Origin of the sequence: Nonomuraea sp. NPDC059194 (assembly GCF_042754765.1) — a bacterium.
Taxonomy (GTDB): Bacteria; Actinomycetota; Actinomycetes; order Streptosporangiales; family Streptosporangiaceae; genus Nonomuraea.
The window spans coordinates 183,290-195,976 of the sequence record NZ_JBHZBH010000010.1 but is presented as its reverse complement, the minus strand read 5'-3'; the positions used below and the strand labels follow the sequence as shown (position 1 = coordinate 195,976).

General features: G+C 73.2%; 9 protein-coding genes. 3 read left to right on the top strand and 6 right to left on the bottom strand.

Annotated elements, in window-relative coordinates; all coding sequences use genetic code 11:
- The first annotated feature begins 957 nt into the window (after positions 1–957).
- Positions 958–2,985: a sensor histidine kinase gene (locus ACFXJ8_RS15970; protein ID WP_379644633.1), complete on the top strand. Its 2,028-nt coding sequence runs from the start codon at positions 958–960 to the stop codon at positions 2,983–2,985.
- A 90-nt stretch (positions 2,986–3,075) separates the two neighbouring features.
- Here the strand turns inward: ACFXJ8_RS15970 and ACFXJ8_RS15965 are convergent, their stop codons facing one another.
- Complete coding sequence (locus ACFXJ8_RS15965; RefSeq protein ID WP_379644632.1) at positions 3,076–3,927, bottom strand: alpha/beta fold hydrolase; 852 nt, start codon at positions 3,925–3,927, stop codon at positions 3,076–3,078.
- Positions 3,928–4,053: 126 nt separating this feature from the next.
- Here ACFXJ8_RS15965 and ACFXJ8_RS15960 point away from each other — a divergent pair, with 126 nt between their 5' ends.
- Complete coding sequence (locus tag ACFXJ8_RS15960) at positions 4,054–5,511, top strand: PQQ-binding-like beta-propeller repeat protein (protein ID WP_379644631.1); 1,458 nt, start codon at positions 4,054–4,056, stop codon at positions 5,509–5,511.
- A 119-nt stretch (positions 5,512–5,630) separates the two neighbouring features.
- Here ACFXJ8_RS15960 and ACFXJ8_RS15955 read toward each other — a convergent pair whose 3' ends face one another.
- The 5 genes from ACFXJ8_RS15955 to ACFXJ8_RS15935 all read right to left on the bottom strand — a co-directional run bounded on the left by ACFXJ8_RS15955 (position 5,631) and on the right by ACFXJ8_RS15935 (position 11,546).
- Positions 5,631–6,380 carry an anti-sigma factor domain-containing protein gene (locus tag ACFXJ8_RS15955; RefSeq protein WP_379644630.1) on the bottom strand — a complete coding sequence of 250 codons (750 nt, stop codon included), beginning with the start codon at positions 6,378–6,380 and terminating at the stop codon, positions 5,631–5,633.
- Complete coding sequence (gene sigK, locus ACFXJ8_RS15950; RefSeq protein WP_379644629.1) at positions 6,377–6,970, bottom strand: ECF RNA polymerase sigma factor SigK; 594 nt, start codon at positions 6,968–6,970, stop codon at positions 6,377–6,379. The genes ACFXJ8_RS15955 and sigK overlap by 4 nt, the downstream gene beginning before the upstream one ends.
- A 219-nt stretch (positions 6,971–7,189) precedes the next feature.
- Complete coding sequence (locus ACFXJ8_RS15945) at positions 7,190–8,800, bottom strand: High-affinity nickel-transporter (RefSeq protein ID WP_379644628.1); 1,611 nt, start codon at positions 8,798–8,800, stop codon at positions 7,190–7,192.
- Entirely contained in the window at positions 8,797–10,092 is a 1,296-nt protein-coding gene (locus ACFXJ8_RS15940; protein ID WP_379644627.1) for a tetratricopeptide repeat protein, read from the bottom strand. The genes ACFXJ8_RS15945 and ACFXJ8_RS15940 overlap by 4 nt, the downstream gene beginning before the upstream one ends.
- A 71-nt stretch (positions 10,093–10,163) precedes the next feature.
- Positions 10,164–11,546 (bottom strand): DUF4331 domain-containing protein, encoded by a 1,383-nt coding sequence (locus ACFXJ8_RS15935; protein WP_379644626.1) that lies wholly within the window; start codon positions 11,544–11,546, stop codon positions 10,164–10,166.
- Between the two features lie 302 nt (positions 11,547–11,848).
- Here ACFXJ8_RS15935 and ACFXJ8_RS15930 point away from each other — a divergent pair, with 302 nt between their 5' ends.
- Positions 11,849–12,607 carry an SDR family NAD(P)-dependent oxidoreductase gene (locus ACFXJ8_RS15930; protein WP_379644625.1) on the top strand — a complete coding sequence of 253 codons (759 nt, stop codon included), beginning with the start codon at positions 11,849–11,851 and terminating at the stop codon, positions 12,605–12,607.
- Positions 12,608–12,687: the final 80 nt, after the last annotated feature.

The window sequence follows — 12,687 nt, the reverse complement described above, 5'->3', positions numbered from 1 at the left end:
TCATCGCGGAACTGATGGACGAACTACGAGTACGCCACCTCGGAGCCCCGCCTATCATCCGTGACGGCCCCGGCCCCCTGGAACGGCTCGAAGCGACATACCAGGAAGTCGCGCGGCGCGAAGCCGCCCCACAGCCGACAGACGGCGAAGCAGCGCGCAGCGACTGATGGGGCAGACGACCCCTACGCGCAATGCTGGTGACTTTGGTGGTCGGCGGTTGGCGGCCGTTCCGTTGGTGGGGGTGGTGCGGCAGCGGTGGGTGACTTACATGGCGAGTGGTCTCCCGGCTTTCTGTTCGTGGGGGTGGACGTCAGAGGCTGGCTGGGAGGGGAGGCGCCCGGGGGCGGGGTCGTCCCGGTAACCGGCTGGCATCGCCGCTGGCCGGGTCCGGTGCCCCGGGGCGCGCGGATGACCGTCCGGCTGTGGCCGGGCGGTGGGTGGCCGGTTGCGGTTGGCGCGCGGCCGCTGTCGCGTACGGGTACAGGCCGGCATGAAGCGGCTGGTGCCGCTCTCGTCCTACTCCAACTCGAACACGGACGCACCACCTGGCAAAGATCACGAACCGTCACGAGAAGTTACCGAGAAGACCTCATTAGCGCCGTTCCGTAGCACGCGCCATCATGCCGACCTGGATTTGTGTCGCACATGACCGCCGCCGAGTCCGCGCAATGCTCTGGTGTCCGGCCGAGATCCAAGTCGGTCCCCGAGCGTGATCTCCGGTTTCGCCCTCCAAGTGGCCCAGGCCGGGGTCGAAGGGGCTGGAAAGCCCCTGGGAAGAACAGTCCCGACCCCGAACGCGCGTAGCGCGCCACTGGGAGGGGCCATGCCCTTCACCATTGCAGCACGCCCGCCTTCTGGGTGCTGGGCAACGAGGCCTGTGTGACGACGTGGCAGGGGAGGGACTGACCTCGGCCCCGGACGTTGAGCCCGGCTCCCCATTCCCGACATAATCCCCAGGTGGACGGTCGGGGAGCAGCGTGGACGCGCGCCATCACGTGGAGCGTCGCCGCCGTGTCCATGGTCGCGGTCGTGGTGGCGTTCGTGCTCCAGGCGGGACTGCCCGAGGGGTGGCGGCCGCACATCCCCGCCACGCCCGACCACGCGGCCGGGCTCGCCTTCCCGCTCGTCGGCGCCTTCATCGTGGAGCGGCGGCCCCGCCTCGTCGTGGGCTGGCTGATGTGCGCGGGCGGGTTCCTCGCCGCGCTGAGCGTGCTGTTCGGGATGCTGATGTTCCGCGCGGCCGGCACCGAGGCGATGGACGCGGCCGGTCTGCTGCGCATCGCGTCGGTCGTCACGTGGGCGTTCGGCGGCGGCATCCTCGCCGTGCTGGTCCCGGCGCTCTCACCGGACGGCAGGCTGCCCTCACCCCGGTGGCGGGCTCTGGTCGTGGCGAGCATGACCGTGTTCGCCGCACTCGCCTTCCTCCTCGCGGTCCGCCCCAAACCCCACCCGGGCGGGCCCCAGCGACCTGCGGTCATCCCGAACCCGCTGAAGATCGAGGCGCTCGCCGAGATCCACGTCCAGCTCTACGCGGCGGCCTACCTGGCGATGGAGGTGTGCGTCGTCGCCGCGCTGTTCGCGCTCGCCGTCCGCTTCCGCAGGGGCGACCCTGCGACGCGCCGCCAGATCGCCTGGCCGCTCGGCGCGTTCGCGATCTACATCGTCTTCCTGCTGCTCGGCGACGACTACTGGGCGCCCGCCGTCCTCTGGACCGCTCTCATCCCCGTCGCCGTCATGGCCTCGGTGCTGCGCTACCGGCTGTTCGGCATCGACACGGTCATCAGCCGCGCGTTCGTGGCCGCGGGCCTGATCGCGGCGGTCAGCGGGGTCTACTTCGGCGTGGGCGGGGTGTCGAGCCTGCTGGTCTCCGGCTACCACCAGGTGGCGGGGCTGGCCGCGGCGCTGTTCGCCGGCGCGTTCTTCCAGCCCATGCGCCGAGCCCTGCAGCGGACGGTGGACCGGCTGATGTACGGCCCGGTCGGCGACCCCCGCCTGCTGGCCGAACGGCTCACGCACGAGGTCAGGCGCGCCGATCCGGCCGAGGCGCTGGGCGTCGTGGTCGAGGTGGTGCGGGACGGCCTCGCGGTGGACGGCGCCGCCGTCCGGGTGAGCGGGGGTTTGTCCGTCGAGAGCGGCGACATCGGGGCCGCGCCCCGTGAGATCGCCCTCGTCTGGCACGGCGAGCCGGTCGGCCACCTGCTCATCGGCCGTCCGGGGGCGCGCAGGTTCGCCGCGGCGCACGACGAGCGGGTCATCGCGACGCTGCTGCCGTACGTCGCCGACGTGGCGCACGCCGCGCGCATGGCAGCCGACCTGCAACGATCGAGGGAACGCATCCTGGCCGCCCGCGAGGAGGAGCGCCGCAGGCTGCGTCGCGACCTGCACGACGGGCTCGGCCAGACGCTGGGCGCGATGGCCATGACGATCAACATCGCCCGCATCAGCCTCCAGCGCGCCCCCGCCACCGCGGACGACCTGCTCAAGGACCTCCATTCCGGCATGCAGGCGGTCACGGGCGACATCCGCGAGCTGGTGTACGGCCTGCGCCCGCCCGCGCTCGACGACCTCGGACTGGCCGAGGCCGTACGACAGCTGGCGGAGGCGACGCTGGAGGCGGGCACGGCCGTCGAGGTGGTCGTGGACGGTGAGCTCGGCGACCTGCCGGCGGCGGTCGAGGTGGCCGCCTACCGGATCGTCCAGGAGGCGGTGACGAACGTGCGCCGGCACGCCGGGGCGTCCACGGTCAGGATCGCCCTGGTCAGGGAGGCCGCGCAGGTCGTGGTCGGCGTCGAGGACGACGGCGTGGGCCTGCGGGCCGACGGCCGGGCGGGCGTCGGCACGTCGTCGATGCGCGAGCGCGCGGCCGAGCTCGGCGGCTCCTGCGTCGTGACCTCGGGCCCGGGGGGCGGCACCCTGGTGGAGGCCCGCCTGCCCGCCACGGCCATCGCCGCCGAACCAGGCCGCGTGGCGTCAGCTCGTGACTGACGCTCGGGTGTGTGGCCGCTGCGTCAGCCCGCTCGGGTGTGTGCCTGCTGCGTCAGCCCGAGACTGACGCTCGGGTGTGTGGCCGCTGCGTCAGCTCGTGACCGACGCGAGCTCGGCGGTCAGCCACGGGCGGATGACGGGCAGGACCTGGCTGGCCTGCATGGCCTGCATGTGGTCGAGCCCGTCGAGGACGCGCACCTGCCAGCCGAGCCGTTCGAGCTCCGCGCGATGGGCGAGGACGGGCCCGGCGATGTCCACCCGCACGTTCCCCCAGGCGGGGCCGTACTCGATCGTGTCGGCCGACCCGGCGAAGCACAGCCTGGGGCAGGTGATCCGGTCCTGGGCGGCACGGTCGTCGAAGCCCCGCAGCGCCTGGTAGAGCGTCATGAACTGGCGGGCCTGGTCGTGTGACAGTGACACCGAGACGCTCGACCAGTCGCCGACCTCGCCCTTGGTGGGCGGCGTGCTCGGGGCTTCGAGGGCCATCCGGTGGGAGGCGCTGGTCACGGCGAGCATGCCGTCGTACGGCCCCCCGAGGGGCGGGTAGCCGCCGAGGGCGAGCGCGGTGAGGCGATCGGTGCGGATGGCGAGCTGGATGCCGATCACGGCCAGCCACGAGTACCCGTAGTAGGCGAACCGGTCGGCGCCCGCCACGTCGGCGATGGCGAGCAGGTCCGCGGCGACGTTGTCAGGTGTGAGCGTGTCGGCTTTCGGCACGCGCATGACGTGCCCCTCGTAGTCGAAGGCGACGACCCTGAACGCGTCGCTCAGACCGGTGAGGACGGAGTGGCCGAGAGAGGGGTCGGCGCCCCACTTGCGCATCTCCTCGGCCTGGGGACCTTCTTCGGCGGGCGCGGGGTTGAGCGGCAGCAGGACGGTCGGCCCCGAACCGTGGATCTCCATCTCGATCGTGGATCCGTCGTGGAGGGTCGCGGACGGCATGGGATCCCCTTATCTCTATACGGCATAAGCTATTTCGAACTCACACAATACATTACGCCGTAAAGAGTTGCGCTATCAGTGCGCCGTTGTTGCTCCTTGTGCTGGTTCGGTTACTAAAGTACAGCTGTGCATCAGGGGGATCAGCGACAAACCGGGCTCGACGGCCCGGTCCGCGGCGCGCCCTCGCCGGTCCCGCCCCGGGGCAGGTTCGTGCTGGTCCTGGCAGGGATGCTGATCCTGGCGGTCGTGGCAGCCGTCCTGGTACGACCGTGGGACGGCGGGGCAGGCGGCTCCGTCGACGGCGGTCCGCGCGAGGAGCGAACCGCCCAACCCTCCCCGAACCAGCGGTCCGAACTGACCGGCGAGCAGGCGTGGGCCGTTGCCGCCGCCACCGACGACCACGCGGGGCACGCGGGATCGTTCGGCTCATGGCTGGCCGACGGTCTCCTCGTCCGCGCGCACGCCACCGGCGTCGCCGCCCGCGCCGTCGCCACCGGCAGGCTGAAATGGACGCTGCCACCACCCGACGGCGGCGAGTTCTGCGGCGTCGGCCAGGAGGACAGCGACGGCCGCGCGGTCCTCGCCTACGGAGCCGTCAGGCAGCGGGAGGCGGCGCAGGGCCTGACCCACGTCGACTGTTCGGCGATCACGCTCGTCGACCTCGCCACCGGCGGGCGGGTGTGGAGCGCCGACCTCAGGGACACCGGCCACTACCGTTCGCTGCGCGAGGACGGCCTCTCCCCGCCGCACCGGGCCTCGCTGGCGATCGTGAGACAGTCCGTCGTCGTCGCCTACGGCCGCAGCGCCGTCGGCTACGACCTGGCGGACGGCGTGAAGCGCTGGGAGATCAAGAACGTTCACGGCTCCTGTGCGTTCACCGACGTGCTGGCCGCGCCCGACGGCGCCGTCATGCTCGCCTCGTGCGACAGGTCCTACCCGCTTGCGGTGTTCGGCGTGGACCCCTCGACCGGCGCGAGACGATGGCGCACCGATCTGACCGCCGCGCAGGTGGGCCGCGACTCCGGCCTGGGCACCTGGCTCGTCTCCGCCCGGCCCGTCGTGCTGGCCGCGGCCCACGGCAGGCCGCGCTACCTGGTCCTGGGCAAGGACAGGCGGCGGGTCACCACGATCCCGCAGACTGGTGAGTACGGCACGCTCGACCTGTCCCCCGTGGGCCTCAGCGGCACCGACCGCGGCCGGTTCAGGGCGCTCGTCGCGGGACGGACCATGGTGACGCTCACGACCGAGCGCAAGGTCAACGACTACCGATCCAGCAACGCCGTGGTGGCGATCGACCTCAGGAACGCGGGGCTGCTCTGGAGCAGGAGTCTGGGCGAGTCGGCCACCGCGATCCCCGCCCTGATCGACCGCGAGACGGCCATCGTGATGCGCGGCGGGACCTACGAGGAGCCGCCCCAGGCGTACCGGCTGAAGCTCGTCGACGGGTCGGGCGGGGCCATGGGCCCCGCCTACTCGCGCGACCTCATCGGGCTGGCCCCCACGGCGCTGTTCAGGTTCGGCGGCAAGCGGCTGTTCCTGGTGTCGGAGATCCACAGCAAGGTGTCCGCGGTCGCCCTGCGGTGAGCCCGCCTTGGTCGCACACCACGGGTGACAGCCGCCGACGTCACGTGGCTTCGGCGCGCGGTGGCCGAGGCAGGTGTCACGTGGCTTCGGTCGTGCGCCTGCGGTGGCCGAGGCAGGTGTCAGGCGGCCGGGAGGTCCATCACCAGCAGCGGGGTCGTGGTCGGCGCGGCAGAGCCGCCCGCCGGTTCGACGGTCAGCCCGACCGACGTGGCCCCCGATATCGGTACGGCCAGCGTCGGCGCGGTGTAGCCGGTGTCGTCCGGCCGCAGCAGTCCCGCCGGATGCGCCTGCCCCGGCGACAGCTGCCAGAGCTGGTAGGTCTTGTCCTCGGGCAGCTGCGCCAGACCCGAGGCGATGAACACCATCCGCCCCGCCGAGCGGGAAAGCACCACGGTGCCCGCCACGCCCTGCCCCTCCTTCACACTGGCCCGGCGCGCGTCGGGGGCCGCCAGCACCGCTTCCACCTGCCTGGTGGCCGTGCGCATCTGGTCGAGCTCGGTCCTGGCCTGGTAGGCGAGCACGCCCAGCGCGACCGCCGCGGCCACGCTCGCGGCGGCGACCACCTTGGCGACGCGCGCGCCCACCGTACGGCGGGCGAACCCGCGACGCGATCCCGGCCGCGTCACGACCGGAGGCAGCTGCCGTACCTGGCCGATCTCGGCCATCACCCGGCTCCGCAGCTCGGGCGGCGGCGGCGCGGCCATCGCCAGACCGAGGCGGGCGGACGTCTCGGTCAGCCCCCTGACTTCCCGCGCGCAGTCGTCGCACCCGTCCAGGTGCGCCTCGAAGCGCCTGCGCTCCACCTCGTCGTCGATGGCGTCCAGCGCGTAGGCACCCGCCAGCGTGTGCACGTCCTGCCCGCCGTTCATCTCTCCACTCCCAGGCAATCGCGCAGCCGGATGAGGCCGTCGCGCATGCGGGCCTTGATGGTCCCGAGCGGAACCTTGAGCAGTTCGGCGACCTCACGGTAGGAGAACCCGCCGAAGTAGGCGAAGGTCACCGACTCCCGTTGCAGCTCCGTCAACCCCGACAGGCACCTGCGCAGCCGTTCGCGCTCCAGGCTGTTCTCCACCGACTCGGCCACCTCGTCGAAGGGCCTGCGCACGTCCATGCGCGCGACCCTGTCCTCCCGCTCCGTGACCGCGCTGGCCGAGCGCACCCTGTCGATGGCGCGGCGATGGGCGATCGTCATGATCCATGCCATGGCCGAACCACGGCCGGGCTCGTAGCGGGCGGCGTTGCGCCACACCTCCACCAGCACCTCCTGGGCGACTTCCTCGCTCTGCGCGCGATCGCGCAGGACGCGCACCACCATGCCGAAGACTCGGGCCGCCACCAGCTCGTAGACGTGCTCGAACGAGCCGCGGTCGCCGCGGGCCACCCGGCCGAGCAGCTCTTCCAGCCCGGGATTTCGGCCGTCGCCCGACCGGTCCCGCTCCGACCCCGGTTCCGATCGCATGTGCCCTCCCGTCGCCATCCGCATGTCTCTGATTCGCGGCCACTCGGCTCGTGGACGGGTGCGATGCCCGATTCGTGGCCCGCGTGCCCCACGCTCCAGCGCGCACGGGTCGGCTGTCAATGCCCACCGGCCTGATCGTCAGGGTCGCGGCGGTCACCCTGCGGTGTCGCGCGGTCCTGGAAGCCCGCCCGCCGGTCGATGGACCTGGCCGGTGGGGGCTCACAGGAGGTCGCCGAGGCTTCGGAGGGTGAGGCCGAGGCCGAGCAGGACCACGAGGAGCGCGGTCGCTGCCGGGGCGAGGGCCGACAGGCGGGCGGGCAGGGCCCGGCCCGCGCGCGCGAGACGGTCGAGGCGGGCGGCGAACGTGACCAGCAGGAGGCCGGTGGCGGTGAGGGTCGCCGCCATGCCCAGACCGTAGGCGAGGACGAGGGCGACGCCGAACCAGGTACGGCCCAGCGCGATCGCGCCCAGCAGCACGATCAGCGCCGACGGGCTGGGTACCAGGCCGCCCGCCACACCGAGGCCGACCAGGCCGCGGCGACCAGGGGCGGGCGGGACGGGGGTGGGGCGGTCCGGCTCCGGCCGCTCTTCCACAAGGGTCGCCGTCGCCCCGGCGCGCTCATGCCCGTGCTCATGCCCGTGCCCATGCCCGTGCCCGTGCCCGTGCCCGTGCCCGTGCCCGTGCCCGTGCCCGTGCCCGTGCCCATGCCCGTGCCCATGCCCGTGCCCATGCCCGTGGCCGTGGAAGGCGGTGGTGGGGGTGCCCGTGCCGAACGATCTCCAGGCCGAGCGGGCCAGCCCCGCGCCGATGGCGGTGATCAGCAGGCCGCCCGCCGTACCCAGCCAGGCCAGCACCGTCTCTCCCGCGAGCCCGGAGAACAGGGTCAGCAGCAGCCCCACCACCAGCACCCCCGCCGTGTGGGTCACGGTCACCGTCGCGCCGACCAGCAGTGCGTCCCTCGGTCGGCCCCTGCGGCCCGCCAGGTAGGCGGCCATGACGGTCTTGCCGTGTCCAGGGATCAGCGCGTGCCCGGCCCCGAGGACCGCGGCCAGCAGCACCGCGAGGAGGCCGAGCGGCAGCGTGAGCGACGTCGCGCCGACCAGCCCGGTGAAGGTGCGGTCGAGCGTCGCGAGCGCGTCGCCGATCGGGCCTCCCACGGCGACGATGCCGGGCAGCGCGGGCACGGAAGAGTCTGATCCCGCGCCCGGCGTGACGGACAGTTCGGCCGTGCGCTGGTCGAGCGGGCTGGCCAGCAGATCGTCCGGGTAGCGGCGCAGCTCCTGGCTGACGCTGGTGGCGGGCACCGTCGAGCGGGCCAGCCGGACGCCCTCGGCCACGGCGGTGATCTCCCGCCAGCCGATGCGGTCGGTGAGGAAGCCGTTGCTGAACCCGACGGTTCCAGTCTCGCCGTCCGCTCGCAGGCGGCAGGTGAGGCGGCTGGTCCACAGCCCGCCCTGGCCCGGCATGTAGCCGTACGCCGCCGAGGCGACCCGCCATGGCCTGGCCGCGCCGTTCACGGTGAGCCGCTGGGCCGCGGCCAGCGCGGCGCACTCGGCGGTGGCGTGCGCCGCGCGTTCGGTGTCGGAGACGGTACCGTCCCCGTCGGCGTCCACCGACGGCTTGGTCTGCAGCGTCGGCAGCTCGGCGCGGTCCACGACCGCGAGGTTCTCGATCCGGTCCGGCAGGACCTTCAGGCCGTCGTAGTGGTTGACGGTGAAGTTGCCCAGGGGGTGGGCGAGCCTGCCGGTCCCGGCGGTCGCCGGCTGGGCCAGGCCCGCCGTCAGCGCGGACGCCATCGCCAGTGCGGCGCACAGACCGTGCCATTTCACGAGAACCTCGCAAGGGCGGGAAGGGCGGGCACGAACGCGGGGTTGGCCGCCACGGCGCGGGCGGTGGTGCGATCGGCTGCGGCGCCGTCGCCGAGCGCGCGCTCGATGGCGGCGCGGTGCCTGAGGACCAGCGCGTTGCGCCAGCCGGTAGAGGTGGCCTTGATCGCGTACGGTAGGGCCTCGCGGTCGCGTCCCGCGCGGTGGAGCGCCCAGGCCAGGGCGTCGGCGGCCGACAGGTTGGGGTGGCGGGCGTACTCGGCGCGGGCATGGGCCACGGCCTTGGCGGGCGAGCCGTGGTCGGCCTCGAACTCGGCCCAGGTCAGGTCGTCCTTCACGCCCGCGGCGTCCATGAGCGCGCGCTGGGCCGCCAGCAGCCGCCACTGCGGTGCAGGGTCGCGGCCCGCCGCGGCGAGGGCCTCGCCGTACTCGATGATGTACTGCGGCAGCGGCAGCCGGGCGACCAGCGTGGCGTAGTCGTCCAGCGCCTGGGGGAGCCGTCCCGACAGCGCGGCGGCTCTGGCCCGCCCGGCGAGCGCGGGGGCGAAGCCGGGGGCGCGGTCCAGGGCCCGCTGGTACTGCTCGGCGGCGGCGGGCAAATCGCCCGCGTGCAGCGACAGCTCGCCGAGCGAGTAGCGGGCGTAGGCGACGTCCTCGGGTGCGTAGGCGTCGAGCAGCGCGTAGTCGAGCAGCTTGCGGGCCTGGACGAGGTCGCCGCGCAGCTCGGCGGCGTAGGAGGCGCGGGTGTAGGAGGAGATGCCGGGGCGCAGCGCCATCATCCGGTCGGCGGCCTTCGCGGCCTCGCCGTACCTGCCGAGCTGGGTGTAGGCGTCGGCGAGCACCCCGTAGGCGGTCGCGCCGTACGGGTTGGCGGCGATCGCCCGGTCGGCCAGCCGTACCGCTCGCGCGAAGTCGTGCCGTCCCGCGGCCAGGGCCGCGCTGCCCGTCAGGGTGGCGGGGTCGTCGGGGGCCAGCGCGGCGGCGCGGTCGAGGGCCTGCTGGGCCCGCGCGTAGAGGGACGGGTCGGAGGTGATCCTGGCCTCCTGCACGTAGGCCGCGCCGAGCTGGGCCCACGCGTGGTGGTCGAGCGGGAGCCGCCGCAGCCGGGCGTTCAGCGCGCCGACGGCCGCGCGCGCGGACGTCGCGGACACGGACGTCTCCACGTGTACGGCGGGGGCGGGCGGGGCCGCGGCGGGTGGAGCGGATGAGGGGAGCAGGGTGGCGGTGACGGTCAGGGCGACGGCCAGGACCAGGCCGCCTGCGGCGAGCGTCACCCCGCGTCGTGATGGCCTCACGATGACGACCTCCAAGGGTCTCGGACGGGAGGCGGGGCCGGAGTGCCCGGCCCCGCGTGGGCTCAGCGCGCCTAACCGGCGTAGGCCGAGGTGTTGCCGGGGAGCGGGACGTAGGGGAAGGACGTGCCGAACGCCTTGTCGTTGGCGTCGACCTTGTCGCCGGAGGCCAGGGCGTCGACGAGCTTGCCGGTACGGGCGGCGCCCGCCATCGCCTGGAGCGCGATGTCCACGACGTCGTCGGTGAGGCGGCGGCCGTTCGGGAAGCCCTGCAGGTCACCGGCGAGGACGCCCAGCCTGTTGGGGGAGGCGGCGGGCGGGATGGCCATGTTCAGCCGCAGCATCTCGGCGGGACGCAGCTCGCCGGCGTCCTTGTTGAGGGTCTGCGAGTTGAGGTCGGCCTTGATCGGGCCGTTGCCCTTGGCGATGCCGGTCAGGAAGATCTCGACCAGGTCGTCGCGCGGGGTCTTGGGCGCCTTCAGGCCGTAGATCTTCTCCAGCAACTTCGGGACCTCCGGGTTGGTGACCCGCTTGACGACGGCGGGCAGGTCCGCGTCCTTGCGGGGGCTCACCGAGTTGAAGGCGTCCTTGAGCCCGGCGGGCAGGACGACCTCGTTGACCAGCGGCTGTCCCAGGCGGGATACCTGCTTGAAGCCCTGCGGGCTCCACTTGTCCACGCTCGACCACACGCCGATCACGGGGTTGCGCTTGGCGTCCCCCATGAGCGCCACGGCGTCCTTGGGCACCTGCAGGGCCAGCGTCTGCACGCCGTACCCCTTGAGGGTGTCCTGTCCGACCTCGGACAGGTTGCCGCCGTAGAGCAGGTCGAAGACCCGCAGGTCGAGGAAGAAGGAGTCGTCGGCCTGGCCCGCGAACGACCTGCCGCCCCCGCGCACGGGGGTGATCGACTGGGCCCGCAGCGTGGCGTAGGACGGCATGGACGCGGCCCCGGTGTTGCTGGGGGCGGCGACGCCGTTCCTGACCAGGGTGGTCACCCCGTGGGGGGTGATCCGCTGGAGCGTGTAGCGCTGCCTGAACAGCAGGTTCGGGTCGTTGATCGAGGTGACGGGGCCGTTGTTGTAGAGGAACGTCGAGGTGCCGCGCCGGTCGTCGTCGCGGAAGGTCCACCGGTAGGTGATGTCCGGCAGGGCGTCACCGTTGCTGTCGATCTTGATGTTGTAGCGGGACTGGGTGTCGAAGGTGTAGAAGTTGGGGCCCCCGTTCGGCTCCTCGTAGGGGAGGAAGTTCGCGAGCAGGGTGACGGTGTCCGGCTTGTCGGGGCTGACGAACGCGTAGACGTCGGTGTTGTCGTTGCGCGGGTCCCCGGCGATCAGCGGCGCCTCGCGGTGCGAGGAGGCGGTACCGGTCGTCGGCTGCAGCAGGGCGAGGGACGAGGCGGTCAGCGCCGCCGCGGCGGCCAGCCCGATCAGGGCACGCCGGTTGATCCTGGGCTTCATGTCAGTGTGATCCTTCGGATGGATGCGTGTGCCGTTGGTCGAGGGGTCCGGCCGGAGTCCTCGAGGCTTGATTCGGCGCGCGGGGGTCAGCGGACGGCTGCGATCCGGAAGAGATTTGGGGCGGGGCTCGCTCTCGGGAGATCCGATTTCGCGCAGGCCCGCTCGCGGGAATCCCGTTTCGCGCGCGGCCCGCTCGCGGGGCTCGGCGGGATCCTGGGCGCGCGGTTCGGCTGCGGGGGGGCCAGCTAGGATGCGGCAGGCGCGGCAGCACGAAGGAGCGGCGACATGAGCGAGGCAGTGGCGTGGACACGGATCTGACCGGGCAGGCCGCGATCATCACCGGCGGTACGTCAGGGCTCGGGCACGCGATCGCGCAGGCCCTCGCCGAGGCGGGCGCGGCCGTCGCCGTCGTCGGCCGGTCGCGGGAGACCGGCGAGCAGGTCGCTGCCGGGATCACGGCCGCCACCGGCCGACCGGCCATCGGGCTGGCCTGCGACGTCAGCGACGAGCACGCCGTCCACCGGGTCGTGGACGAGATCGCCGACCGCTTCGGGCGGCTGGACATCCTGGTGACCAGCGCGGGCGTCCAAGCCAGGGGAGAGCTCGGCGACCTGGACGCGGCCACCCTCCGCCGCTGCCTCGACGTCAACGTCGTCGGGACCTTCCTGGCCTGCCAGGCGGCCGTCCCGCACATGCGCACCGCCGGATACGGCCGCATCGTCACCCTCGCCAGCGCGCTCGGCCTCGTCGGCGCCGCGGGCCGGGCCGGTTACGCCGCCAGCAAGGGCGCGGTCGTCCAGCTCACCCGGAGCCTGGCGGTCGAACTGGCCGGCACCGGGATCTGCGTCAACGCGCTGGCCCCCGGACCGTTTCGCACCCCGCTCAACGCGAACGTCGACGACGATCCGCGGGTGCGCGACTTCCTCGAGCACCAGGTGCCCGCGGGACGCTGGGCGGAGACCGGCGAGCTGACCGCCGCCGCGCTCCTGCTGGCCGGGCCCGCCGCCTCCTACATCACGGGCGCGATCCTGCCGGTCGACGGCGGCTGGACCGCCCACTGACGATCCGGCCGAACGGCGCCCGCCGCACGTTCACCGGTGGCGCGCTTTGAGGGTCCCGGGCGTGCGAAGGGGGCCGGGCG